We start from the raw sequence: 24,315 nt of genomic DNA, 5'->3' as shown, positions 1-24,315 counted from the left end.
TCGAAAAAATAGGCTTAAATTGAAGGACTTTTATCCTTTATTTTTGACCATTGTTCATCTGCTTTTTTGATATTAGCAGGAATATTTTTTACCCAAATATCTTGTATTTGTTTATTTAAATTAAGGTAAAGTTTCCCATCTACGAGTTTCCATGCTAACGGGTCACTAATTACTTTATGGCCGGAAGCTACTCCAAAAGCACAATAACCTCCATAGGCAGGTAAATATTTTTCAGGATTTGCGGTAAAGGTTTTTTTATTTTCTGTGCTAGCAAAAATGTAAGCAATGCCCTGATAAAATACGACATGGTTGCCACTTCCTCGTATAGGTCCACTTTTTTGTTGATAAGATACGAGATCATAGCCTTGGGCCCCAACCAGACTGATTTTGCTATCAGTTACTGCTCCGGAGGCCAAGGGAAATAAAAAAAGCAAAAAGAAAAAAGATACAAAGCGCAGCGGTGACACATTCATGTTTATGGCTCCCTAAGCTGGTTTATTTAATAGTATAGTATTCTGAGTTGTACGATGAATCTAGTGAAAGCCGTTATAATCCATAGCCAGTACTTGTGATTCCTTCCTATAATTTTCCGAAAAATGTACCAATTCAGGTAGACTTTTTTCACACCAACGAATTGCAGTTATTACGGGTAGGGTATCCTTATTGTTTTTCAAGGTCCATTGGGCATGTTCTAATAATAAGCTGGCGGCATAGGCTTGTGCCAATGCAAATGCAAGTTGTCGTGCCCCAGCCTGTTGTTCTTCTTCATTCATCTGAGACATGGATTGAACATGGTTTTTCAGTTTTTGAATGGCGTGCTTTGTTTTTATTTGAGACTTGATCAGTTCTTTATTGTTAATTTGACTCAATCGCTTCTGGATGTCCTCAAGAAAAAATATCGCAGCGTTTTCTTTATGAATGGCGCGCAATGCATCAAGACTTAGAATATTAGTTGTTCCTTCCCATATGGATAATACTTGTGCATTTCTTAATAATTGTGGAAGTCCTGTATCTTCAATATAGCCAGCTCCACCAAAAGCTTCTAGAGTCTCGCTGACTAAGGTGATTGCTTTTTTTGCCGTATAAAGTTTTATCAGAGGAGTTAAGAGTCTTAGTACTGCCCGCTCCATTTCTGTTGCTTCATTTAATTCATCTTTTCCTAAAAGCTCAATTGCATGAAACACCAGATGAAATGCGGCGGAAAATTCGACTTGCATGTTTGCTAATGTTTCCAGGTGGAGTGCATGTTTTGATAAGGTGTGGCCAAAAGCAACACGTTTTGTTGCGTAATCACGAGCAAGCGCAAGGGCTCTTCGCATGTAACCCACAGCACAGCAGGCATTGTAAATGCGTGTAATATTAAACAGGGATGAAATTTTTTTAACCCCATCTCCAGCTGTCCCAACTAATAATGCAGGAGCATCCTCTAGAGTTAATTCTGCGGTGGGTAAGGCACGAGTACCTAATTTATCTTTTAAGCGATTAATCTGTATGCCATTCAGTTTGCCCATCTGATCCCGGAGTTCAAGATAAAATAGACTTAACCCTTTACTGCCTTCGGGGGCGCCTTCAATACGCGCAAGCGTCATAGCAATTTGTGATGTTGTGGCAGAAGTAAACCATTTAACACCACTAAGACGATAATGAGCACCATCTGGTCTTGCAATCGTCGATGTGCCACTAACATCAGAACCTCCAGTGCGTTCGGTCATCCATTGTCCAGAAGTCCAAAAATGAGCCGGATCAGAAGAGGTTAAATGGGGGAATGCGTGTTTTTTCAAGGCCTCATCTGCATACAGTTCCAATGCGCGAGCAGCCCCATCAGTCATCGCGAGCGGGCAAGTATAGATTGCTGATGAGGGATGAAATAAATACAATTTGGCAAATTGATGAATGCGTGATAATGCACCATGTCGTCGTTCATACCCTATGGCAATTAATTGTTCTTCTGCAGAGATTTTGTCGAGTTCTTTCCATGCTTGACAAACCTCAATATGGTCAATGCGTTTACCCCATGGGTCATAAGGTACATGCTTGGGTGGAAATGCCTCAGCCTCTTGGCCTAATTTATAGATCTCTTCGATGACTCGCTGACCCAGACGGTACAATTCAGGTTGAATTTCGGTCAGCATGGAAGAAGGAAGTTTCCATTCTAGATACGTTTTTAAAACTCGATCTTCATCATATTGATTGCCTAAAAGAGGCGGAGTTTGAAAAAAATCACTCATGGATCTATTCCTTTAGATTTTAAATTTCTATCTATCTTAACCGGCTTAAATATAAGGAGCAATCCAAAAACTTTATGACTTCCTTTTCTACAGTCCTCACTCTCTATATACCGAGTATGATCAAAAATCAGGTAAGTTTGGCAAGAAAATAAAAATAGATTTGAACTTTCTTTGCAAATCTGACAAGGTATTTGCTGGATTTTAAATGAAGTGCAATGAAATGAAGAAAGGAGTCTAAGGTGAGTTATTCACGTTTATTAAATAAGGAATTTGCAGCTGGTGTTTTAATTTCTCAATTTTTTGTTGGGGTATCAGTATCTGCTCCGGGTTTGCAAATCAATGAGACTAGCCCAAGCCTGCAAGGTTCTGCAATGGCTGGTTCTGCGGCGGCTAATAACGATGTTTCTGCTTTGTATAACAACCCCGCAACATTAGCTACTTTACAGCAAAGCCAGATTTATCTCGGTGCAAGTGAGCTTATTCCCCAAATCAGCATGATCAATGGAGAAGCTACTCACACTTTTTATGTACCAGGTATGCCGCCATCAACTATTACCGGACCTGTCCAAGGAAGTGCTTCCCAACATAACATCAGCAACGCAGTTTTTATTCCACAAGGTTATATTGGTTGGCGCACACCTCTGGATAAGTTAACTCTGGGTTTAGCAGTTGTAGAGCCATTTTATTTAGATAATAAATATTCCGAAGCTTCTGTATTACGTTACGCAGCAGTCAAAAGTGAGATTAATTCTGTTGATATTAATCCTTCTCTCGCATATCAAGTTAATGAGAAACTATCGGTAGGCGTTGGGTTTCAAGCTCAATATCTAAAAACATTTTTCTCGCATTTTGATGGAGTGAACACAGGAGTTCCTCCAATTGACCTTTTCATTGCATCTACCCAGCCTACTCATTTAAAAAGTGATGGATGGGGTTATGGTTATACAATTGGCGCCTTATATCAGTGGGACCAATTTACTCGTTTTGGGGTGAGTTACCGTTCGGAAATCTCCACAAATCTAAGTGGCCATGGCGCACAATATACAATTATCGGGGATATAGTTCCTTCGCCTGCAACTACTTTTTTATTTAATAGTGAAACCGCTGTAAGTAATAATTTTAAGACCCCAGGTGTATTAACTATTGGTCTTGCTCACGATATTAATGAGTGGACGCTTAAGGCAACAGCTCAAGTTAATTTCTGGGATTATTTAGGTGATCTTGTTATTTCAACTCCAGATGCTTATGAAACAATTTATATTGTGCCCATGAAATGGCATAACACCTTTTTCGGTTCTCTTGGCGCTGATTACCGTTACAACTCTTCTCTGACTCTGCGTGGAGGATTTGCTTATAATCAGACCCCCTTCAATTTAGAAAATCGTACTCCGCTTATTCCTGAGGCAGATCAATATTGGTTAAACTTTGGATTGAGCTATTTTATAAACAATCATTTTTCAGTTGATGGTGCTTACTCACATATTTTTATTCGCAAGCAATCAGTGAACATCACACAAACTAATGAAGGGATTCCCGGTTTGGCAGCCCCATTAGAAGTCAATCAAGTAAGTGCCGACTATAAAGGTACAGAGAATATTGTATCGCTAGGATTACGATACAGCTGCTAAGTCATTATAAGGAGATAATTTGATGGTAACAAAAATAAGAAAAATGATATTACATGCCAAAACACAGTTAGTTGTGTTGATGAGTATGTTTTCTTTATGCGGGATGCTGCCTCATGGCGCACAAGCTATTCCACTTAATAAAATTACCAAAGTTTATTTTTTTGGCGATAGTTTATCAGATAGTGGTTTTAACAATATGTTTACGCTCATAAATGGAATACCCGATAAAGCACCTACATTTACAACCTTTAATGGTTACACTTGGGCTCAATATGTAGCGCATGACATCGTGGGTACTCCTCTCTTGCCGCCGGGGACTTTATTTCCCACCACAAATGATAAGATGACCAATAATTCAACGCCTATTTTTAATGACCCATCTAAACCGCCGGCACCTCCGATTGTATTACTACCTAATGGGTTTAATTTTGCGTGTGGAGGAAGTAGGACTGTGGCTGAACCCGGCATAGATTTCTATTGGGCTCCATCCGTTCAGCGCCAAGTTCAAAATTACTTATCGACTGCCCCCAAGACATTGGATCCTAATGCAATGTACTTTATTTGGTCGGGTGCGAACGATATGCTTTATGGAATTTCCGCACAGCTTAATCCAATTGCGTTCATGCAATTGATTGATGTGACCACCACTCAGATTGTGCAGCAGGTTGAGGCACTTAGTGCTCGAGGTGCTAAAAGAGTCGTTGTCTTATCTCTGCCTAATATTGGTGTTACTCCGTTCATAACCCAACTGGCAGTAGCAATTGGCGATCCATCGCTTCCAGGAAATATAAAAAATCTTAGCTTTATGTTTAATTCACTTTTAAATCAAAAATTGGGTGCTGTGGCCAAACGGCATAAAGTAAAAATTTTGTATTTTGATACTTATACTGCTTTGGATAATTTAATCAGTAATGCAAAAGCGGGGGAGCCGACAGTCATAAGCGGGGTATCGTTTTTATTTCAAAATGTTACCAATCCTGTATGTACTGCCCCATTGGCTATTTTATGTCAACAAACTTCAAACAATTACCTCTTTGCCGATTCGGTTCATCCAACAGACATGGCACATCATGCTTTATCGTTGGAAGTGGAAAATCAAATTAGACAATGGAGTTAGCGCAAGTCGAATTCTCATCTATAACCCCCCCTCCCATGAAAGGGAGAGGGGAGTTCATCAATCCAAGCCGAAGTACTCACTAAATTAGCAATTCAACTGTTTCTTAGCTTCTTGCTCATCTATTTCTTTTTCTTGCTTGCTGTTGGTTGCAAATAATCCTAATTTACTGCAGGTTGCTTCATAATAAAGACGTGCTTTTTGATATTGCCTGCATACCATTTCTTGTACCGCTGTGGGCAATATTCCTATGGTGCCATAGACTTTAACATTCCCAGCGGGCTTTTGATCTGCAGGATATTTTTTTACAGCGGCTACAGCATCTTGCAAATCACTAATGAACTTATCTTCAAAATGTTCAACCAAAGTATGTACATGGGTTAAACATAAATGAAATCCATCGGGTTTTTGCAATAAATTCAGCTTCCAGCCTCGTTTGTCTAACTCATCAGCAATTAAATGGGGATTTAACGTATCGCTGCGAAAACCCAGTATTGACCATTGTGGATTTCCGAAGATAGCGATGTCTCGTTTACCTGCCTCATTTGGTTTATATAATTGTTCGACTTTATCTTGCAGCCGTTGACGCATCTCTACGATTTGTTTGGAGATTTCCTGATATTTTTTACGTCCATAATATGAAAGTGTGGCATATATTTCAGCAACTCGTGCCCCACTTGTTGAGCCATCCAAAATACCCGGAGTAGTATAAAGCCCACCCGGCCAGTTTAAAGCAGCATATACTGATAAAGCAGGGGAGTCTTTACTAAATAAGCACACAGAAGTTCCTTTAGGACAACAGCCATATTTATGTAAATCGGCAGAAATCGAGGTTACTCCTTTAACGCGAAAATCCATAGGATTCTTGGCGGTATCTAGAAAGGCTGTTAAAAATCCGCCTAAACAGGAATCAACGTGAAATGGAACTCCTTTTTCTTGTGCTAATTGACCTAACTCGCTAATTGGATCATTAATACCATTCATAAAGGATGGTGCAGATCCAACCATAACGGCAGTATTGCTCGTAATATATTTCCTCATTTCACTGGCAGTTACGGCACCTGTTTTTGGATCAACGGGAACGACGACAAGTCGGGCTCCTGTCAGATCGGCTGCTTTTTTAAACGCTGCATGTGCAGTTTCAGGAACTACAATTTCGGGGTTCTTAATTCCTTTGGCCCGAGCGTGCATCACATAAGCCGCCATTGCTTCAATAATACTTGTAGAGCCGCCATGTGTTATCAAACCATAACCATCTCTAGATCCACCAAATAAATTCTGGCACCAACGGATAATCTCTGCTTGCATCGCTATAATGCGGGGCCATTTGTCATGCAAAGGATTAGTTAAGGCAGTTTTAGCATATACTTCTTTGAGCAATTCAGTAAGTTCCTGAGGATGAACCGCATAGAGAGCCCCCGAATCCTGACCATCTCCCTGTTGTACAGTAAATTGTCTGGCTTCATCGTTATCTTTTACTTCAGAGAAATTAAAAAGACACTTTTGGGGGGTAATGCCGAATTCTTTTAAAATCAAATTTGGTGGCGTGTTTTCTTCAGGAATTTCGTCTTGTAATGCCATTGAGGAGCGTAATTCCTTTAGCTTATCTTTAGTACTCTGGAGATCTTTATTTAGCTCTTTGTCTAAATAGGCTTTTACTTGAGGTAAGTTTTTACCCATGCTATAGGCTACATCAATTAATCGTTGTTTATAGGTACTATTATTTCGCGAACGATAAGCCTGAGCAATTGCAGGGTATTGTTGCCAAAGAAAATAAAGAGCAGCGGTAGCGAAAACAATTTGATGAGCTGGGGTGTCTTTAAATGTTTCATCAAATCCCTCAAGACTCCGGTTGAAGAGTTCGGTAATATAAGTAAGCATAGTCAGAACATCCTTTTATTTGAATTGAGTGCGCATATTAAACTCTTTTAGAAGTTGATGTCACTAAGTTATCGCTTTTGCTTCACAATCGGACTCAAGTTACACTGTAATTTTTATGTAGAGTAAGGATCGATGAAATTGAGATCACATAATCTTTTAACCTGGGTACCTCATCTTTTTTTGTTTTATAAAGAAAAAGTGTTTCGGAAATTATTACCAATAACAATAATTATCATCGTGTATGCGGTAATAATCGCTATTTTTTTTGAAAATGCGACGCGATATAGCGTTGGCCAATTCCATCTGATTTTTAGCTTTATCTTAACGATAATTATTAGTTTTAGAGTAAATACTAGTTATGCACGCTGGTGGGAAGGTCGTATTTTATGGGGATCGATCAATAATAATTGCAGGAATTTAGGTTTAAAGTTCGACGCCTTTATTGGATTAAATGAATATCCTTATTTTTTTGAATTGTTAAAGAGACTACCTCTTATTATCAAAGCTCATTTACGCAAAGAAAGTAAAGAGATTCAAACCGAGTTACTTTCCCTATGTATTCATGAATTTGAAGGAAAAAATCCTGTTCTTCTAGTAACACAAAAAATGTATCGTATTCTGAATCAGTTGCGCCAAGAAAATAAGCTGCATCTGGAGCAATACCTGACTTTAGATACCCATATAGCCAATTTAATTGACATGACTGGCGGCTGTGAGCGAATCGCCAATACTCAAGTTCCTTATGCCTTTGCCTTTTTTGTGAAACAAGCAATGCTTTTTTATGCCATCATGTTCCCTTTTGGTTGGGTAGACACATTCGGATTTATGATTATTCCGATGATGGTGATGATCGTATATATTTTATTGGGTTTGGAAATATTATCCGAGGAATTGGAAGATCCTTTTGGTAAAGATGACAACGATTTACCTTTAAGTACGATTGCAAAAAATATTTCTCGAAATATAGAGCAAATAGCAGGAACTAAAGGGACATAAATTTTACCTTTCGTCTTTGTAATGGTGTATGCTCTTGAAAAATAAAAATATATAGGTTAATTTTTGAATGATTTCTATTCTGTAAATTCAATATAATTGAGAGCAACAGTCCCAAAACAAAACTTCATATGTATTCCTGAAGCTATAATGTTCGATATGAGAAAAGGAGGGCTCAAATGACAAGTAAAGTTACATCGGATCAAGAACACTGGCGTATTTATCCAAATAAAAGGATCTCTTGGACTGCCGTTTTTGTAGGGGCCTTAACTGCGCTGGGCCTTACTTTTTTATTGAATCTTTTAGGGGTTGCTATAGGATTGAGTGCCTTTAAAACAATGAGTAATGGATCTGTTATAGTCGTTGTCGGCGGCTTATTGGGAATCATTGTGGGCGTGATAATTTCTACTCTGGTATCAGGTTATGCGGCAGGTTATTTAGGACGTTTATATTGTCCCGAGCATAATTTGGGAATTATATATGGTTTTATTACTTGGGTTATGGCTTTAATCTTGGGGGCTGCCCTGATAGGACTTTTAAGTCAATATGTAGTGACTTATACTAATTCTATTTCTCGTACTGTAGTCGCCGTTCCAATTACAGTGAATCAAATCTCCACGCCTGTAGGTACTACCAAAATTTCTTCTTCAACAAAGAATGGTCAGAAAGAAGCGATTGTAGAGGTTAATGTGACTCCAGCAAATCTTGCTTCAAGTGCATACATTGCGTTCGCATTATTTTTACTGGGTGCTATATTCAGTTGCGTTGGTGCTAGTTGGGGAATGCGTTGTAAGAGGGATGATAGCTAGTTTCAGAAATACATATTCCACGGCATGTGCCTATATCCAAGCGATATAGGCGCATAGTAGTTATTAATTTGCACAATTAAAGTCGTAGGGAAATACCACAGAAACACTATTTTCCGAACCATTTAAGACAACATATCCTGCTTTTAAAACACATTGTCCAATGGCTTGGCCCTGCATGGTAAAACCAGGTGTGGCGTACACGGTTGCACTGATGGTCAGAGGAGCCGGAGAGCAAGGGATGTTATCTATAAATTGAGGTCCTCTTCCACCCATTAGGGTTAGCGATTTATTTAACCCCAGTTCATAAGACGTTACATTAAATGCGACATTCTGATCAAACGGTATTGGTGGTGTAGCAACAGCCACTTGCACCTTACAACTCATATCTCCTTCAGCATAAGCAGGAAGAAAAACAGATAAGCTGATAACAGAAAGAGTGGTCATCATTATTTTTTTCAACATAACAAACTCCAAATTTTGAATATAATAGGGGATAACTGCTGAGCTTTAATTACACAGGCTCTATAAAATGATTTATTGCTTACTGCATACCTGTACAAATGTTGATAACATGTACCATAATATAGGTAAAAAATCTATCAATTTAGAAAGAAAGATAGTGCATAGATAATTTTAAGAACAATATTAGGATGGATTTAAAACGATTAATTCATAAAATACTTTTTAATTAAAAATTTTTTTGAACCTGTAATAGGAGTTAAATTAAAATGGTACGTATTAGAATAAATAAAGAGAAATAATGTCCAGAGCTATTCTTAAAAACAGACAGTTAATCCACCTTCTGATGATCTTCATTGGGATGAGTCACATGGCTCAATCATATGCATTTTTATCCAATCCTAGGCAACAAACCCACGCAGCAACTCCTTCTATTCAGGGCAAACACAATCGGGAAATTATTGTGTTAATACATGGTTTGATGCGTACCTCTCTCAGTATGTGGCCATTAAAAAATTATCTAACAAGACAAGGCTATGACGTTTATTCCTATAGTTATCCTTCCCCCAAATACAGTATTCAAGAACATGGTATCTATTTAAGTCGATTTATTAAAAATTTATTAGAAAAAAATCCAGGCGTTAAAATCAATTTTGTTACTCATAGTCTTGGTGGAATTATTACCCGAGAGGCATTAGCTACCTTGTCAGAAAAACAATTAAAAAATATAGGTAGCCTCATCATGTTGGCACCACCAAATCAAGGATCAAAATTAGCTAAACTCTCTACGACGATGTTTCCTATGCTCACCTCTCCAATAAAGCCATTGGCAGAGCTAAGCTCAGAGCGCTCATCATATGTGCATCACGTTCCTGTTCCAAATATTAAAATGGGGATTATCGCTGGGCGATATGATGCGAAAGTTCCCCCTGAATGTGCTCGTTTGGAAGGTCAAAATGAACCGGTTATTGTTAATACCAATCACACTTTTATAATGAATAATTCAAAAACAAGACAACTCATAATGAGTTTTTTAAAGAAAGGAACTTTTGTTGAAATGGCAGAACGATAATACAGAATCTGGTCTTAAGGTTACCAAATTGCCATAGCCATATTTAGATCCTCTTCTTCTGGCTCTGAGCCCCAATCATAATCTGTTCCTTCATCATAACCTCGAAATATGGAGCTCAATGTACGGATGATAAAAATAACAGGATGAATGGCAATACTGACCAGGCTAAGTGCAGTACCCACTAAATCATCAACAAGATTACAAACATGCTCTGGTAAACTGGGCCAGGAAAACGGATTCAAAAGACAAAAAGGAGTAATTAACACACGGATTAGGAATGCAGTGAAGTCATATAGAGCGCGGAATATGTGGCAGAAAAAGCTAGTAATTGCATCCAGATGAAAACCCAGATTATAGTAAGGATAAAATTTTAACTCCGCATAAATTGCAGAAGCTGCCGTACGTGTCGCGTTAAAAAAAGTGCTCAGAATGATTCTCCTGAGGAACAACGGGGCGCCCATCTTATCCCATTTTTTATGAGGGCGCCACTGTTTGACTTTCATTTTATAGACATTTTTTATAAGTTGAAACAAGTACTTAATGGAGAAAACTCCATAGCAATCCATATTAGGGCCGCAACAATTGGATTGTTTTGTTGGGGAGTAGCATAAAAAATTATGTTACATAGTTAATCGAGCTGAGGGAGTATTTGTTTTCGCAAAAATGAGCTCCGTAATGGTTTTACTCAACAGGTCACGTATACTTTGTTTTTTTTCTGTGATGATATCAGCGAATAAATCTTTATATACTTCATGATCATCGCTCAGGGATCCTTGGCATAAGCCATTTATTTCCCGAAGATGCTGCTGCAAGTAAACGATAGTATTCGCCTTTTCATTTTTGGGCAGCACACATTGAAATTCATGTTCAAGATCTTCAGCTTTTGCATAGGTTGCCAAGAGTAATAAAGTATCAAAAACCTCAAGACGATTTGCTCTCTCGGCTGTATCAGGAGTTTTCTCAAGGAGCGAGCGCATCTCATCGATAAATTGTTTTACCTTATTTCTCTCTCGTGTGATCTTTTTCAACAAACGAGCGTTCATGGTTCCTCCTGATCTAAAAAAACGAATTATATCGCATTAACTTTGCACTCTATACATTATAGTTGCAAATTGTTTTTTAAATGAATTCTGTTTGATGGGTTTTTAATTGTTTGGTTTCGGATTGAGCATCAATGATTTGCTCGACAATTAGATCAATGTCTTCATGCATCAAACATTCTTTTTGAACAGCTTTCAAACTTCCAAGTTGCCCATACAATAAAAGCATTTGTAACAAGGCTTTTTCAGTTTTATTTTCTTCGATTTTATTTTTGACTTGTTCGGGATCAAGAATTTCCATCATGATCTGACCATTAGTTCCTTTTTTGACGACTAAACAAGGCAATTGATTTTCACCTTGTAGGACAATTTTAAATCCATGATCCATAACTGCGAATAATGAATCAATTTGAAACTCAGGATGTTTTAATTTTTTTAAAAAAAGATGTTGATCGTTTTTAGCTCTTACATTTACCCGTGCTTTATTGAAAAAAGAAGCTAAATACATCAAGGAACCTTGAGCATGGTTAATAGAGAGTGTCTTTTCTCCATGCGTATCTACAGTAGCAATCAAGGGAGGAGTTATGCCACGCGGTACATTAGTATTATAAAAAGCAATGGTAGAATTGGGGGCGCAATACGTTATTAAATTGAGGCTTGCTGTCTTATGCATATGGAGCAAGCTAGTGGTGTTAACATATCGTCCTTTATCAGCTGAACCGCTTTCTTCTTGTTTGGCTCTATCATAAGAGCGCTTAACAACTTGGGACATATCATCTAAACATGCACAAACCACTACAGAATTATTATTTTTTTCTACTAAAGCTTTTTGCGAGGACTTGTAGGTCACGCCATCAATAATTACATTGGGTCTTTTGTCTGTTTGAGCCAAAATACGTTCTTCAACCAGCTCGCTAATTAAGTAGGCGCTGTCTTGTGTACGAATAAAGGCTTGTTCTGTTTCTCGTTTTTCAAAATCCTCTGTAAATGGCAAAAATATGCCTCGATAATCATCCGTAGCTAAAGATACATAATCCTTTCGTTCTTCCTTGGTAATATATAGATTGGAAATAGTACTTTTACCGCTCGCTGCAGGACCTAAAAAAACAAAATCACGATTATCAGTCAATGAATGAACGGGTTTTTTCTCCAGTTTATATTTTTGCACAAAATGCTCTAAGTTTTGATCAAGAAAGTGGGACATTGTTTTATTGACCAGTTGTTTTTGGACTTTATTTTTTTCCATTATTAAAAAGGATTTGAATTTGGTTTCGTATTCGATGCTGTCCATGCTTAAAGAAGGATATAATTGTTGGATTCTTTTTTGCGCTTTATTAATACAACTTTGATGTACTTCTTTTTCATTAAGTGACTCATTAATGTTTGACCAATCAATTACGAGCGAATAACTTTGAGCTCCATCCATGATGTCATGGAATAATTTTTGAGTGAACGTGTTTACTTCTTCGGTATCGACTCGATAATCCGTAATTAATCGTGCAGCAAGATGAAGGATCAATGCTGTCTGCATTCTGGGAACTAACACATCAGTTAACCACTCTTCATGAGCGACATTTGCATGCGTTAATTGTTCTTGAATGTCACCTTCCATAAAATGAGGTTGTAATATACGATTGTACGTTTCCTGTAGCCTTCTCTCCCGAGGGCTCCATCGATTAAAATCTTTCAGTGTTAATATATGTCTCATATTGAAGTGAGCTATGGCAGCTTCCCTTACTTCACTTAATCGACCAGGAATCAATTTAAACGAACCCTCAGGAAATTGCAGTTTTTCCTCAGATAATTTTAGGGATTCTATTTCAGGTCTCAATGATTCCAAGGAGAGCATTTTATGACCAGAACGAACGTGTCGTGAAATTCTAATACTGTCGAATTTTTTTGCAGAAGGAACTAATTGAACAGATGAACTAGGTTCTAATTGATGAGAGTGTAGAACATCAAGTAATGGTTTTTTCTCAGCTGAAAGAGGTGTTGTTGCAGATTCCTGTTTAAGCGGAGTTGGTAGTTTTACCGAGGGTGAAGTCGATGATCCATCATGCTTTTTATTATAAAATTTAATGCCCGAGGCAAGCACTTCTCGAGTTGATTCGTTTACTCCTTGAATTTCTCCATCCAAGTTTCCTGGAATCACATCAAGTATTTCATTGTTACGATTGTAGAGTATTGTCATGACATAATCATGAGGATCAACATGGGTATAAGCTATTTCACCTAATTTGGTCTTTCCTACAATTTCTGCAAAAGGTTGTGAATGAAATGATTCTTTACCACGAACAATATAGAGAATCTTTACATCCTTCATACCACCAAATTTAAGTGCAACATCAAGTTTATCCGTAACGGAACGTGTTCCACCAACACCTGTAGCTGCCAGGGTTGTGGCTGCTCCGGAACGAATTTCATGTTTTTTAATATTATTTTCTTGTCCAGATAATAAATGACTGTCAGCGGAATATTCCCCCGTGCGAGTCATTTTTTTTGCAAAAAGTATGGTTTCCTCAAGGGAATCAGTTAAATGACCTCCTCTAAAAACAACAGGTGCTTCCGTCATATTTAATCTATCATTTTGATAACTCTGTACTGTGCAATAATGATGAATATCATTTTTGAGATAGGTTGTAAGTCTCATTTTAAGCTGTTCTCTAAAGACAATAGGTGTAGGAACAATAGAACCTAATTTATCTGTTAGAAAAGAATGGTCATTTTTATTTTTTATATCACGAACTGCAACAAAATCTCTGTCACTAACTAATCCACTAACCAACTCGATCAAATGCAATTTCCAAATTTTGTCTGCATCACTACTGTCGGCAATATATTGAATCAACTTATCCTCAGAGGAGTTGAATAGGATTTTTTTAATGAACTGTTCAAAATTACCTGCTGTCGAGGGGTAATCATCTCCTGGTTTTAAAAAAGGTGTGCTGTTATAAAGGCTTTTAAGTTTTTTTAAATGAACCTGTAAAAGCTCTATTTTTTTATCTAATTCCTGGTCTTTTGCATTTGGATTATCATCAAGAGTAGCGATTAGGGCTGTAATTTCTTTCATTAAAGCACCCACAGCCTCGATTTCTTTTTTAAATTCATCATTTATTTCTGCAGGTTTGGTCATTTGTTTTATCCAAGTATCCATTTCTTGGTTATAGCGTTGGCATGCTCCTGAAACCAAAAGATCTGTTAAGCGCTCTAAATTTCCCTGATTTAACCATTGATAAAGATTAAATTTATATTGCTCATCCTTAACCAAATCGACCGCAGGTAAATGAGATAAAAATAAGCTTGAACCAACATCACTTTCCAGAAAAGCCATACCTTTTTCTTTTAATGCTCTGGTACTCAGTGCCATATCACCGGTATGACCTCTTTTAGATGTAATTTTCAACAGATCCGGTAAATGACTTTTTAGTTCTTCCTCAGTGATTTGTTCGTCCAAGGTAAAAGAGCATTCATTAAGAGGGATTGATGCGGTAATTTCATTCCCCATGGGGTCAACGACTGTGTAGCTCAATTCATTTTCTAATAATGTGACATACAGTGTATTGGCTTGCAGTGGTTTTTTGGGAGGCTGTACACTTAGATCATAGCTTATTGCCTGGAAAAAATTTAATAGCGATTTGCTATCGATTTCTTTAGGTACTGCAACGTGAAGGCTTTTTATCCTGTCTTTATTAAACTCTGCAGCAAGATATTGGGTTAATGAATGAAGAAAAGATTCATATAATGGTTCATTCGCCATGTATGTTATGAGCTGATAATAATCATCTTCTTCGGTTATTTTATTGAAATTAGGGAAGCTCGTGTCTAATTTATTTTGTACATACAAAAAGTGAGTGAATACTTCATCGAATTGCTCAAGAGTCACAATTCCTGCCGATGTTAAGTGTTCCAGACTAAGCTCTTTAGATTTTTTACCTGTAATATGTAGTGCTAATTTTTGTACAAAAAGGGAATAGCGTGGATTACTCTGTAATTTCTCAATAGCATTTTGCAGACACTCTTTATGAAATACTTCTTCGCCCATACTCTGAATTATTTCATTTTGAATATTAATTTGGTGTTTTTGAGCCTCTTGAAGGATAACAAGAGCAATCTCTGGAGCTATATTATCCCATTGGTAAATTATCCCATCTCTTGTTTGTTGCGAATAACTGGTAGCAGATAACCTAATAGCACTGCGTACAGTACGATGATATTCATATCGAGGAAGATCGCTAGAAGTTAAAGAGTCGAAGTTTATACGTTGCTTTGAGTATATTATCGGCATAATTATATCAATGTGTGCAATTTATAGGCTACAATTTAGCATAAAATTATTAAGATTTTATTAATATAGACCTTTTTCGAGGAGTAGGAGGCAATGCAAAAGAAGTTAAGAAAAAAAGATTTTGGTTCTAGGTAAGGTGGCCTAATAACTGCTAACGCTTAACTAGTAATACTGGAGTTTTGGATATTCGTATGACCTCTTCTGCAATACTCCCGGTAAGTATGTGATGGAGACCACGACGACCATGGGTACCTATAACAATTAAGTCAGCAGATAATGAAGTTGCTTCATCAACAAGTTTTTCCGCAATTTGTGCTTTGGAAGGAGTTAACTCGATAAGTTTCATTTCGAATTCAATTTTCGAACGACTGAGCATTTTCTTCATTGAGTTTAAAACTTCCTGTCCTCGTTTTTTTGTTAACGCAACAAATGAGTCGCGATCAACATCTCCTTCATACAGTGTATCAATGATATGAACGATACATAGCTTGGAATTTTGATTTTTCGCGAGTTTAATAGCTTCTTTTAGTGCTAGATTGGATGAGTTAGTATCATCAACGGCTACCATAATGTGTTTGTACATATCTCTGACTCGTACCAGTATTATATATTTAATAATACATTAGCTTTGCTTGCTTGCAATCTTTCCTGTTGGATATCTTTAGTTCTTGTCGAATTTTTGCAGTTACTCCTTGCTTCCCAGCTAACATTTATTTTTGCCTAGTCAGGACGTCTAACCCAATTGATGAGCCACTTGCCTTCATTGGTTTTTTCAAGGCAGATAATTATTCCTGGAACAAAGGCAATAATAGACCGTTCTTCATCTAGAAGAACTAGTTTACCAATTAATTTACCCATAAAAGGCATATGTCCCACGAGCATAAGGTTATGTGGTTTTTGGTTTAGTTCATCTGCTAACGGATTTACATCATCTAGTGGCGCTAGTCCCTGATGCAATTCAATTTCTGTGGAAAGACTGGATGCTAAAATTGCAGCTGTTTGTTCTGCTCTATGTTTACCACTGTGAAATAGATGGGCGATTTCTATTTTTTGTTCAGCAATAAAATGACCTAAGTTCTCAATATCAGTCGTTCCTTTTTTACTAAGGGACTGTTGGGGATCAATTTCTTTTCCTAGACTTTCCCCATGCTGAACGAGATAGATTTTCATGGCTGCTCCTTGCTACCCGAAATTGTAGTCTAATTATAGTCCAATGCAATCATAGCTTAAAGTATTCACGGGTTGTCTATAAAACAGGAAAGAAGAACATTAAGTCGGAAGAAGATTTCTAAAGGGGGGAGCGCATTTGAGAAGGGTTATATATCTATTATGGTTTGTTTATGACATCTATATATAATTTTTCCTGTAGCAATCTCAATGATTTCTCCTTCTGCTCCTGAATGCTCTAAATCACATTGTTCAGTCAAAAGTATCGTTAAAGATTCAATATTTGTTCCGGTTGTTGAAGAAATAATTTTTTCCTCTATTTTAATCCTGGCTTCATAAGGATCGTTCTTTTTGGCTGAGTTCATATCCTTTACCTCCAATTTCATACTCACTATATACAGTATAGTGCAAACTCCCTCAGGACTTATGAAAAAAAACGATCTCTTTGTAAAAAAATGATTTTAATTCGGGCATTCAGTTTTACCTCAACTTCCTCTTTATATTTTTCACCTCGATCTTTGGGGGCTTAATCGTGTTCTTTTTAAAATGGTATAAATGAATAACAAAATTGGAGTTAAAATCACTTTTGCTGTTAAATTGGTTTAGCTAGTGACAGGGGGTAAATCAATTTTGATTTTTCCTCCCCACGCGAGCCTTAGCGCATTAATAATGGCAAGCACATCAATTATTTCTTGAAGAATTGCGCCGGTCACTGGAGTAATATAGCCAAGAGCAGCGAAGCTCATCCCAATGATACTGAGTAGCATTCCGCCAATGGCACTTTGTAAGGCAATCTTACGGACATTCAGGCTCAGATGAATCAACTCATCAACTTTTTTTAAGGTATTTTCCATGATCACGGCGCCTGCTGCTTCCGAGGTTATATTGCTGTATTGTCCAAAGGCAATACCCACTGTTGCGGCGGTAAGGGCCGGCGCGTCATTAATGCCATCACCCATAAATACTGTAGGTGCTTTTTTTCTTTCTTCTCGAACAATGGCAAGTTTTTGTTCAGGACTTTGTGAAGCACGAATTTCTTTCAGATTTAACTGTGACGCTAAATAACGTACTTCGGATTCCCGATCACCAGAGACAACCATGATTTTTTTAAATTGATGTGAAGGGGTTAAGTGACTGATAAATGATTTTCCTTCTTTACGAGGAGCATCATGAAATATTAATGAAGCTGCAAATTGCTCGTCGTAGAGGACAATGCACTCTAATCCCGGAGCTTCTGGCGGAAGTTCATGAGCCGATTGAGGCTGATTGAGTAGAAACTTATTACGACTGGTAACATAAATCTTATGACCCGCTATGGTTCCGGTCAACCCTTGACCGGGTTTTTCGGAGACATGGGAAGCTTCCAGCAATTCTAAATGGTGCTCTTGAGCTGCATTAAGAATGGCGGGTGCTAGTGGATGTTTGGAATAACGTTCAAGACTTGCTATGGATTGTAAAATGATATCCGCAGTAAGGCGGGTGTTCTTGGCAAGATGAATTTCTGATAATGTAGGTTTGCCATAGGTTAGAGTGCCTGTTTTATCAAAAATTGCAGTTTGGCATGTAGGCAATTGTTCAAGAACAGTGGGATCGCGAATAATAATACTTTGTTTGGCAGCCATTGAAATAGCGCTAATCAATGTAATAGGAATTGCAATGAGTAAAGGACAGGGTGTAGCGATGACGACCACAGCAAGAAAACGCATCGCTTCTTCAGTGAAGTACCAAGCAGCACATGCAAAAATCAAGGCTAGAGGAGCAAAAATTGCTCCTATTTGATCTCCTAATCGTCGTAAAGAAGGCCTCTTTTGTTCTGCTTCCTTAAGCACTTCGACAATCGCTGCGTAACGTGAATCAGAAGATAATTTTGTTGCTTGAATGGTTAAAGGGGATTCCCCATTAATTGCACCGGAAATTACAGTGGTGCCCGGAGCTTTGGATATCATATACGGTTCACCCGTCAGATAGGACTCATCCATAACGCCATGGCCCTCGACAACAGTACCATCTACAGGACAAATTTCATAAGGATAAATCACGATATTATCGTTAACTCGAATATCAGCTAAGGTGATGTCTTCAATTTGGTCCTTAATTTTTCGATGCGCTTTAGTAGGCATACGCTCGGCAAGCGCCATTAATACAGAAGAGGCTTTACGCATTGCATATTGCTCTAATGTTTGTCCCCCGGCTAACATTAGTATAATCAGCACCACAGCTAGATATTCATGTAAAAAGGTACCAGTGATTAACGCAATTGCAGCCAAGGAGTCGGCACCTAAATTTCCTCGAACTAATTTTAATACGATTTGTAAAAATAAGGGGATTCCACCGGTGAACATCATAATCAACAAAGGGATTTCTGCTTGCGGCAAATCCATTATTTTCATTACGATATAGAGAAAAATTGCAATGAGTGATAGGAAAACCAAAATCATTTTCCATTTTGAAGTCAGAGGGGAGAGGGTGAGTTCCATCGTTATTGATTATGAAATATTTTTATATTTCAATATCATAGTTAAGGAAGAGCAAGGATTCAAGTTTTGAACCTGGGCAGCGGCAGACACAACCTCTACGTACCGCGCTTTATGCGCGGTACGTAGAGGTTAAGAGGATCTTTCGGGTTTTACTACAATGCACCTACACATTAATTACATAGGCTTTTGTAAGCAGCAACCAGACTGTTTGGATTAGAAACGGGTAAGTCTGTATCAGCACTCCACATAATGGCGCCTTTAAGTTGTTTGCTCTTAACAAATCGACATACGGCCTTAACTACCTCTGGTGATTGGTAGCCAACAAATTGTTTGGCTGCTGAATTGTAGAGGTAAGAACCAGTAATGAACGAATTATTATTATCATCCAAGGCATTGATATGAACAATCTTGTAATTCAGCTGTTTTACCAATTTATCCACGGATTTATAAGGTAATAGACCATCTTGAATGGTATAGTCAGAGGCAAAATGACTCGCACCATTCCAAGGTTGTTCAAAACCTGGAAGTGCAGGGTTTTCACCAGTATTAACCCCAGAAAAACCGCGTCCGTAAGCAGCTAAACCAACCTGTAATTTTGCTTTGGGCATTCCATATCCGAGAACTTGTTCTGTAATAGAGTCCGTTGCATAGTTAATCGCAAATTCATCTTTACGGCTGGTCTCTGGTTGCTTTAGATAAGCATGAACTGCGGTATAAGGATCGCTGCTTTGTGACCATGGACCATGTAAATCATAAGTCATTAAATTAACACTATCAGCATAATTTGCGATTTGTTTAAACCAACCACCATCTACTGATTGATTGATTTTTTCCAAATACTCTTTATTTACAGTGATGGTTACTGAAATATAAGTGTCTTTTCCTAATGTTTGACGACTGGCTTTGACCAAATCAAAAAGGTGTTTGTAGTCGGACAATGTTTTCGCATCAGGAGGTAATTGGCCGCCTGTTTGTAGATCAATAGGGGGTTCGAAATCATAATCAATTCCTTTTAAGTTTTTAAAATGAGTCATCCAGGATTTGAATTGATTTAGGAATTTATTTTGATTAGCAAAGATGGCTGCGAATGTGGCAGTGCTAATTCCTTTATTATCTGGGGTATTTGCGCCACCGATGGCAATAATACGTTTTGCGGTATATTTATTGGAATTAATAAAGGCACCAAAGCTATTGAGTTGACCTACACCTTTTTGATCTGTGTAATTGAATAATTCTTTTTGGCCCGTATTGCCATTCGTCTGTACCGAAGCACAACTGCCTTGATTCGCGGTGCAAAAATTAAGGAAATCTTTAGTTTCCAGAGGTAAAGGAGATATCCAGGAGCCTTCTAGAGGCAGCTCACCCCAGAGATCAGCAAAGTGCATTAAACCATCCCAACTGGAAGGAATTTGGTATAGAGCTTGATTCGGATCTTTACTATTCCAAACTTGTAAAAAACTCCAGGCGATGACATCTGCCTTATTAAATTGAGCAACCATTTCAGGATTGGAAACATAAGCCAATTGTCCATAAGGTCGACCAATTTTATAAGCGCCGTCATATTCATAAGGGTTCTGACCATACATGGACCAATTGGTGGTGTATAAGGTTAATGTTGCATTTGCTACCGCGGGAATAAGAAACGCAGTAAGAATGGTTATTTGCATAATTTTCTTAAAAAAAGTCATTATGATCCTCCAATAGATAAGGAGTTAAATTTTAATCCCTATGATTAATAAATAACCACTGTCAATTATGACAGGGGGATCATAATGTTAATAATTGAAATTCTAATGCCTTGGCCAAGGATTGATATTTATTTTTGGTCCCTAATTTTTTATTGATTTTTTGAATATGGAAATTAATTGTTCTCTCACTGATCTCAAGACGTTGTGACATCTCTTTGACTGAACATTGTTCGGCAATCAATAACAGGCATTGAATTTCACGTTGGGTTAAATGAAACGCTTCTTTTTCGCTTACCTGATCTAAAAGGTGAGTTTGGAGGTAGTGATAGTAGAGATGTGCTGCAACAAAAAATTCATATTGAGCTCGGTTTTCTTGCAAGTGACATTGTTGATTTTGCATTTGTACTAATAACAGGATTGCAAAATTATTATGTGGACCATGAATCGGGATTGATAGACCCGATTCTGCCCCAAAGGCAATAGAGTCTTCTCGCATTTTTCGTTCGGACGGACTTGTTGCCTGAGCTAATTGTTGTTTTAAATTCCAATAAATCGGCAAATGATTATGATAAACAAAATTCAGTGTGCTATCGATATTATGGTATTGCTCGGCAAGATAATGTTGATGCCAGGATTTGAAATTGGCAGAACACATATCATATTTTAAGCGATTTGCTGAATTTGGATGATAGGCATAATAAGTGAACGAAAATGTTGTGATACCTTGTTTGTTTAAATAAGAACTCAAGGCATGATCACAATCAGCTAGAGAGGGGGCTTGCACCAATTCATTTTCTAGTGTTACGAGCAAATCATTCATACTGATTCATCGCTCTGTGCGTTATAAAAAGAAGCGCTATATTGGCTGCAAAAATATAAAGAAAAAAACCGGAGTAACCCAGTTTCTGCTCTATCCAGCCACTAAAGGCGCCAAAAAATACATAACTTGAAGCCATGATTGAAGTGCAGATCGTATACATAGACATCGGATAATTACTTTTATTGGCAATCATTAAGAGATAGCCCATATAAGTTCCATTAGCTAACCCCACTGTAAATTGATTCAATAAAATAACTACATAAATGAGTACATTGTGGGCATGAAAATAGGGAAATAAAAGGTAAAGCAAATGACCTAGTAGCAAGAGTAAAGTCACATTTTTTAAGCACTTTTCGAGGACATAACGCGTAATGAGCCAGCCTGAAACAAAGATACCCAGCATCAGGAACATACTGCCAATTATTCCATAAAGCTGGCTAACCTGAGATAAATTGAGTCCTAATCCTCCTTTATCCAGCAAAAATAAAGGAATAATTTTTTGCATTTGCGCTTCAGAAAAGTTGTATAAAAAGATAAAGAGTAGTATTGGATAGATTTGCGTATCGAAGAGAAGGGTTTTAAAAATTGCCCAATAACTCAGATGAAACGATTCCACTTTGTTAGGGATTTCTGGAATTTTGGCTTTATGATAAAAAGTGAGTAAAAATCCCACAACAAATAAGCTAAAGTAAAATAATTGCCATACATTTAGTTCGTAATACACAGCAAAACTGCCAATAAGAGCTAATAAGCCACCTTTAATAAGTAATCGGCCCATTTGATAAAAAAAACTGCGTAACGCAACATATTTTTTTTGTTCTTCATTATTTAAATTAAGTAAATAAATACCGTCAGAAGCAATGTCATGAAGCGAAGAAATAAACGCAAGACTTGCAAAACCTATCGAACTAATCATTAGAAAATAGGAGTTTTCGACACAAAGTGCCAATAGGATAAAAATTAGAGTTACTATTGCTTGAGCATACAATGTTAATTTTTTTTTCGTAGCAATTTGTTCGAGGAAAGGAGCGAAAAGAGGCTTAATTGTCCAGGGTAGCATGAATAAGCTGGTTAAAAACGCGGCCTGGGTATTGCTCATCCCATATTGCTGATACATGATGGTCGCAATCAAGGTGACCACCACATAGGGTATACTTTGAAAAAAATAGAGACTGGCTATCCATTGATAATTCTTTGGAGATACTAAAGAAAACACATATTAATTCCAAATTGATCATTGCTCACATTGTAACATAATTGCACATCAATAAAAAATAGAGCTGCTCTAACAATAGGATTGACCGATTTTCTTTAGGTTCAAAGACAAAAAATTGAATTTTTTGTTATAAGGGATCCATTACAGTTTTATATTCTGATTCTCTACACGCTTCAAGTTCTTCTTGCATGTTAGAAATATAGACATCTAGTGATTGTTCTTGTTCATCAGCGTTTTGAATGATTATGTTTCTGATTCGTTCTGCAATAAATAACATATCCTGAACACTAACAGCCTGGGTTTTATATTTGAAAAAAAGATTCTCATTAATATATGAGATCATTTCCTTCATGTTTGCAGGGACTTTTACCTCGACTATGGGTTGAGCGGAATACAATTCAAGATAAATGAGTTCTTTTTCTAAATTAGAAACACTGGGATTAAGTAATCGAGCCAATTTGCGTAAATGTTCTGATAGATTTGTTTTAAATGACTTGGCGTCCATCAACCACGCCGCGAGAGAAAAAGAGTTATCTTCCATTTGGTAAGCTACATTTGATTGATAAACATATCCCCAAACTCCGTGGGATGTTTTTTCACAAGCTACCATAACATAGGAATGTCCTGGTATATCAATGCGAACCACTTTAGGTAAGTCGTTCTCGAGCTCTTCGTCAAGACTTGCAAGAGAGTGTGTTTCCTTTTTGGAGATAATCATTGCATCTCCAGTTATTAAAGTACAAAATGCATTTGCGATATCACCGCACCCAACAGGGGAAAAGATAGCTTGCTTTAGGGGGATATTGAGTAAATTATTTTTTTCCATGGTTAAGAGAATTTTGACTGTAGATTCTAAGTCTACACCGCAAATCGCTAAATAGAGTTTGGCATCTGTTGCGCTATTCAATCGTTTCGCATAAGCGCCCAATACAAGTTTTCGAAACGTGGAATCAAAGTTATCTATTGAATAGTTAGTCGTGGCGAAAAAAGCAGATTTGCTTTGCATGAAAATGGCATGAAGTTATATATTGTTATACAATATTGCAACTTTTTGGTATTTGTGGCAAGAATTTTAATTAATTAAATATTTATTATGCGTAAAACTAATTATTATAAATTTTTTATAGAAAACAATACATTTAAGATCCAAGTTGACACGATGCTAAATCGTCTGAGAAAACATAAGGATTCTAAGGTAATTGATGCAATTAGGCTTATTATTGATGGAAAAGCGCAAGATCCCTTACTCGTAGAAATTGCGATTTTAAATTCTCTTATGAATCACCCAGAGCACTATATCAAGAATATAGATCCTGAAACTAAGAGAACTATCCAGAATGAAATCAAAGTTACTCTAGAGACTTTTATTCTTGAGTTGAATGATGAGGTAGTTTCTTCTAAGCCGGGAGTACGCGCTTGAAGAATGAGTTAAAGTTAG

Annotated in this window: 21 protein-coding genes; 6 read left to right on the top strand and 15 right to left on the bottom strand. The window is 37.3% G+C overall.

Annotated elements, in window-relative coordinates; genetic code table 11:
- Positions 1-14 precede the first annotated feature (14 nt).
- Positions 15-473: a YHS domain-containing (seleno)protein gene (locus ACWTEW_RS31070; RefSeq protein ID WP_454781831.1), complete on the bottom strand. Its 459-nt coding sequence runs from the start codon at positions 471-473 to the stop codon at positions 15-17.
- 60 nt (positions 474-533) lie between these two features.
- Positions 534-2,228, bottom strand: a complete 1,695-nt coding sequence (locus tag ACWTEW_RS31065) for an acyl-CoA dehydrogenase family protein (RefSeq protein WP_454781830.1) — start codon at positions 2,226-2,228, stop codon at positions 534-536.
- Between the two features lie 239 nt (positions 2,229-2,467).
- Between ACWTEW_RS31065 and ACWTEW_RS31060 the strand changes: the two genes are divergently transcribed.
- Both ACWTEW_RS31060 and ACWTEW_RS31055 read left to right on the top strand, forming a co-directional pair.
- A complete protein-coding gene (locus ACWTEW_RS31060; protein WP_454781829.1) occupies positions 2,468-3,856 on the top strand; it encodes an OmpP1/FadL family transporter in 1,389 nt (462 codons plus the stop codon).
- Positions 3,857-3,878: 22 nt separating this feature from the next.
- Positions 3,879-4,973 (top strand): SGNH/GDSL hydrolase family protein, encoded by a 1,095-nt coding sequence (locus tag ACWTEW_RS31055; protein WP_454781828.1) that lies wholly within the window; start codon positions 3,879-3,881, stop codon positions 4,971-4,973.
- A gap of 84 nt (positions 4,974-5,057) precedes the next feature.
- On the opposite strand, the gene ACWTEW_RS31050 is transcribed toward ACWTEW_RS31055, so the two are convergent.
- Positions 5,058-6,851, bottom strand: a complete 1,794-nt coding sequence (locus tag ACWTEW_RS31050; RefSeq protein ID WP_454781827.1) for a pyridoxal phosphate-dependent decarboxylase family protein — start codon at positions 6,849-6,851, stop codon at positions 5,058-5,060.
- Between the two features lie 132 nt (positions 6,852-6,983).
- On the opposite strand from ACWTEW_RS31050, the gene ACWTEW_RS31045 reads away from it, so the two are divergent.
- Positions 6,984-7,847 (top strand): bestrophin family protein, encoded by an 864-nt coding sequence (locus ACWTEW_RS31045; protein ID WP_454781826.1) that lies wholly within the window; start codon positions 6,984-6,986, stop codon positions 7,845-7,847.
- A gap of 176 nt (positions 7,848-8,023) precedes the next feature.
- Positions 8,024-8,653 (top strand): hypothetical protein, encoded by a 630-nt coding sequence (locus ACWTEW_RS31040; protein WP_454781825.1) that lies wholly within the window; start codon positions 8,024-8,026, stop codon positions 8,651-8,653.
- A 63-nt stretch (positions 8,654-8,716) separates the two neighbouring features.
- Here ACWTEW_RS31040 and ACWTEW_RS31035 read toward each other — a convergent pair whose 3' ends face one another.
- Positions 8,717-9,115 (bottom strand): hypothetical protein, encoded by a 399-nt coding sequence (locus tag ACWTEW_RS31035; protein ID WP_454781824.1) that lies wholly within the window; start codon positions 9,113-9,115, stop codon positions 8,717-8,719.
- A gap of 298 nt (positions 9,116-9,413) precedes the next feature.
- Between ACWTEW_RS31035 and ACWTEW_RS31030 the strand changes: the two genes are divergently transcribed.
- Positions 9,414-10,184, top strand: coding sequence for an esterase/lipase family protein (locus tag ACWTEW_RS31030; protein ID WP_454781823.1), 771 nt, complete (start codon positions 9,414-9,416; stop codon positions 10,182-10,184).
- Positions 10,185-10,204: 20 nt separating this feature from the next.
- On the opposite strand, the gene ACWTEW_RS31025 is transcribed toward ACWTEW_RS31030, so the two are convergent.
- From ACWTEW_RS31025 to ACWTEW_RS30975, 11 genes are all read right to left on the bottom strand, one after another.
- Positions 10,205-10,687, bottom strand: a complete 483-nt coding sequence (locus ACWTEW_RS31025) for a hypothetical protein (RefSeq protein ID WP_454781822.1) — start codon at positions 10,685-10,687, stop codon at positions 10,205-10,207.
- A gap of 117 nt (positions 10,688-10,804) precedes the next feature.
- Positions 10,805-11,227 carry a hypothetical protein gene (locus ACWTEW_RS31020; RefSeq protein ID WP_454781821.1) on the bottom strand — a complete coding sequence of 141 codons (423 nt, stop codon included), beginning with the start codon at positions 11,225-11,227 and terminating at the stop codon, positions 10,805-10,807.
- 76 nt (positions 11,228-11,303) lie between these two features.
- The gene (locus tag ACWTEW_RS31015; RefSeq protein ID WP_454781820.1) at positions 11,304-15,509 is read right to left on the bottom strand and encodes a DEAD/DEAH box helicase family protein; all 4,206 of its coding nucleotides are present in this window, start codon (positions 15,507-15,509) and stop codon (positions 11,304-11,306) included.
- Between the two features lie 151 nt (positions 15,510-15,660).
- Positions 15,661-16,092 carry a universal stress protein gene (locus ACWTEW_RS31010; RefSeq protein WP_454781819.1) on the bottom strand — a complete coding sequence of 144 codons (432 nt, stop codon included), beginning with the start codon at positions 16,090-16,092 and terminating at the stop codon, positions 15,661-15,663.
- Between the two features lie 137 nt (positions 16,093-16,229).
- Positions 16,230-16,679, bottom strand: coding sequence for a phosphohistidine phosphatase SixA (gene sixA, locus ACWTEW_RS31005; RefSeq protein WP_454781818.1), 450 nt, complete (start codon positions 16,677-16,679; stop codon positions 16,230-16,232).
- A 146-nt stretch (positions 16,680-16,825) separates the two neighbouring features.
- Positions 16,826-17,041 (bottom strand): hypothetical protein, encoded by a 216-nt coding sequence (locus ACWTEW_RS31000; RefSeq protein WP_454781817.1) that lies wholly within the window; start codon positions 17,039-17,041, stop codon positions 16,826-16,828.
- A gap of 237 nt (positions 17,042-17,278) precedes the next feature.
- Complete coding sequence (locus ACWTEW_RS30995; RefSeq protein ID WP_454781816.1) at positions 17,279-19,114, bottom strand: heavy metal translocating P-type ATPase; 1,836 nt, start codon at positions 19,112-19,114, stop codon at positions 17,279-17,281.
- Between the two features lie 209 nt (positions 19,115-19,323).
- Complete coding sequence (locus ACWTEW_RS30990; RefSeq protein ID WP_454781815.1) at positions 19,324-20,841, bottom strand: glycosyl hydrolase family 18 protein; 1,518 nt, start codon at positions 20,839-20,841, stop codon at positions 19,324-19,326.
- A gap of 79 nt (positions 20,842-20,920) precedes the next feature.
- Positions 20,921-21,661: a helix-turn-helix transcriptional regulator gene (locus ACWTEW_RS30985; RefSeq protein WP_454781814.1), complete on the bottom strand. Its 741-nt coding sequence runs from the start codon at positions 21,659-21,661 to the stop codon at positions 20,921-20,923.
- On the bottom strand, positions 21,654-22,877 hold the full coding sequence (locus ACWTEW_RS30980) for an MFS transporter (RefSeq protein WP_454781813.1): 1,224 nt from the start codon (positions 22,875-22,877) through the stop codon (positions 21,654-21,656). Before ACWTEW_RS30980 ends, ACWTEW_RS30985 begins: the two co-directional genes overlap by 8 nt.
- Positions 22,878-23,004: 127 nt before the next feature.
- A complete protein-coding gene (locus ACWTEW_RS30975) occupies positions 23,005-23,883 on the bottom strand; it encodes a hypothetical protein (RefSeq protein WP_454781812.1) in 879 nt (292 codons plus the stop codon).
- Positions 23,884-24,036: 153 nt separating this feature from the next.
- Between ACWTEW_RS30975 and ACWTEW_RS30970 the strand changes: the two genes are divergently transcribed.
- On the top strand, positions 24,037-24,297 hold the full coding sequence (locus ACWTEW_RS30970) for a hypothetical protein (protein WP_454781811.1): 261 nt from the start codon (positions 24,037-24,039) through the stop codon (positions 24,295-24,297).
- Positions 24,298-24,315: the final 18 nt, after the last annotated feature.

It is taken from the genome of Legionella stuttgartensis, from assembly GCF_977063405.2.
Note: the sequence above shows the minus strand (reverse complement) of the source record. Positions and strands in the feature narration are given on the sequence as shown.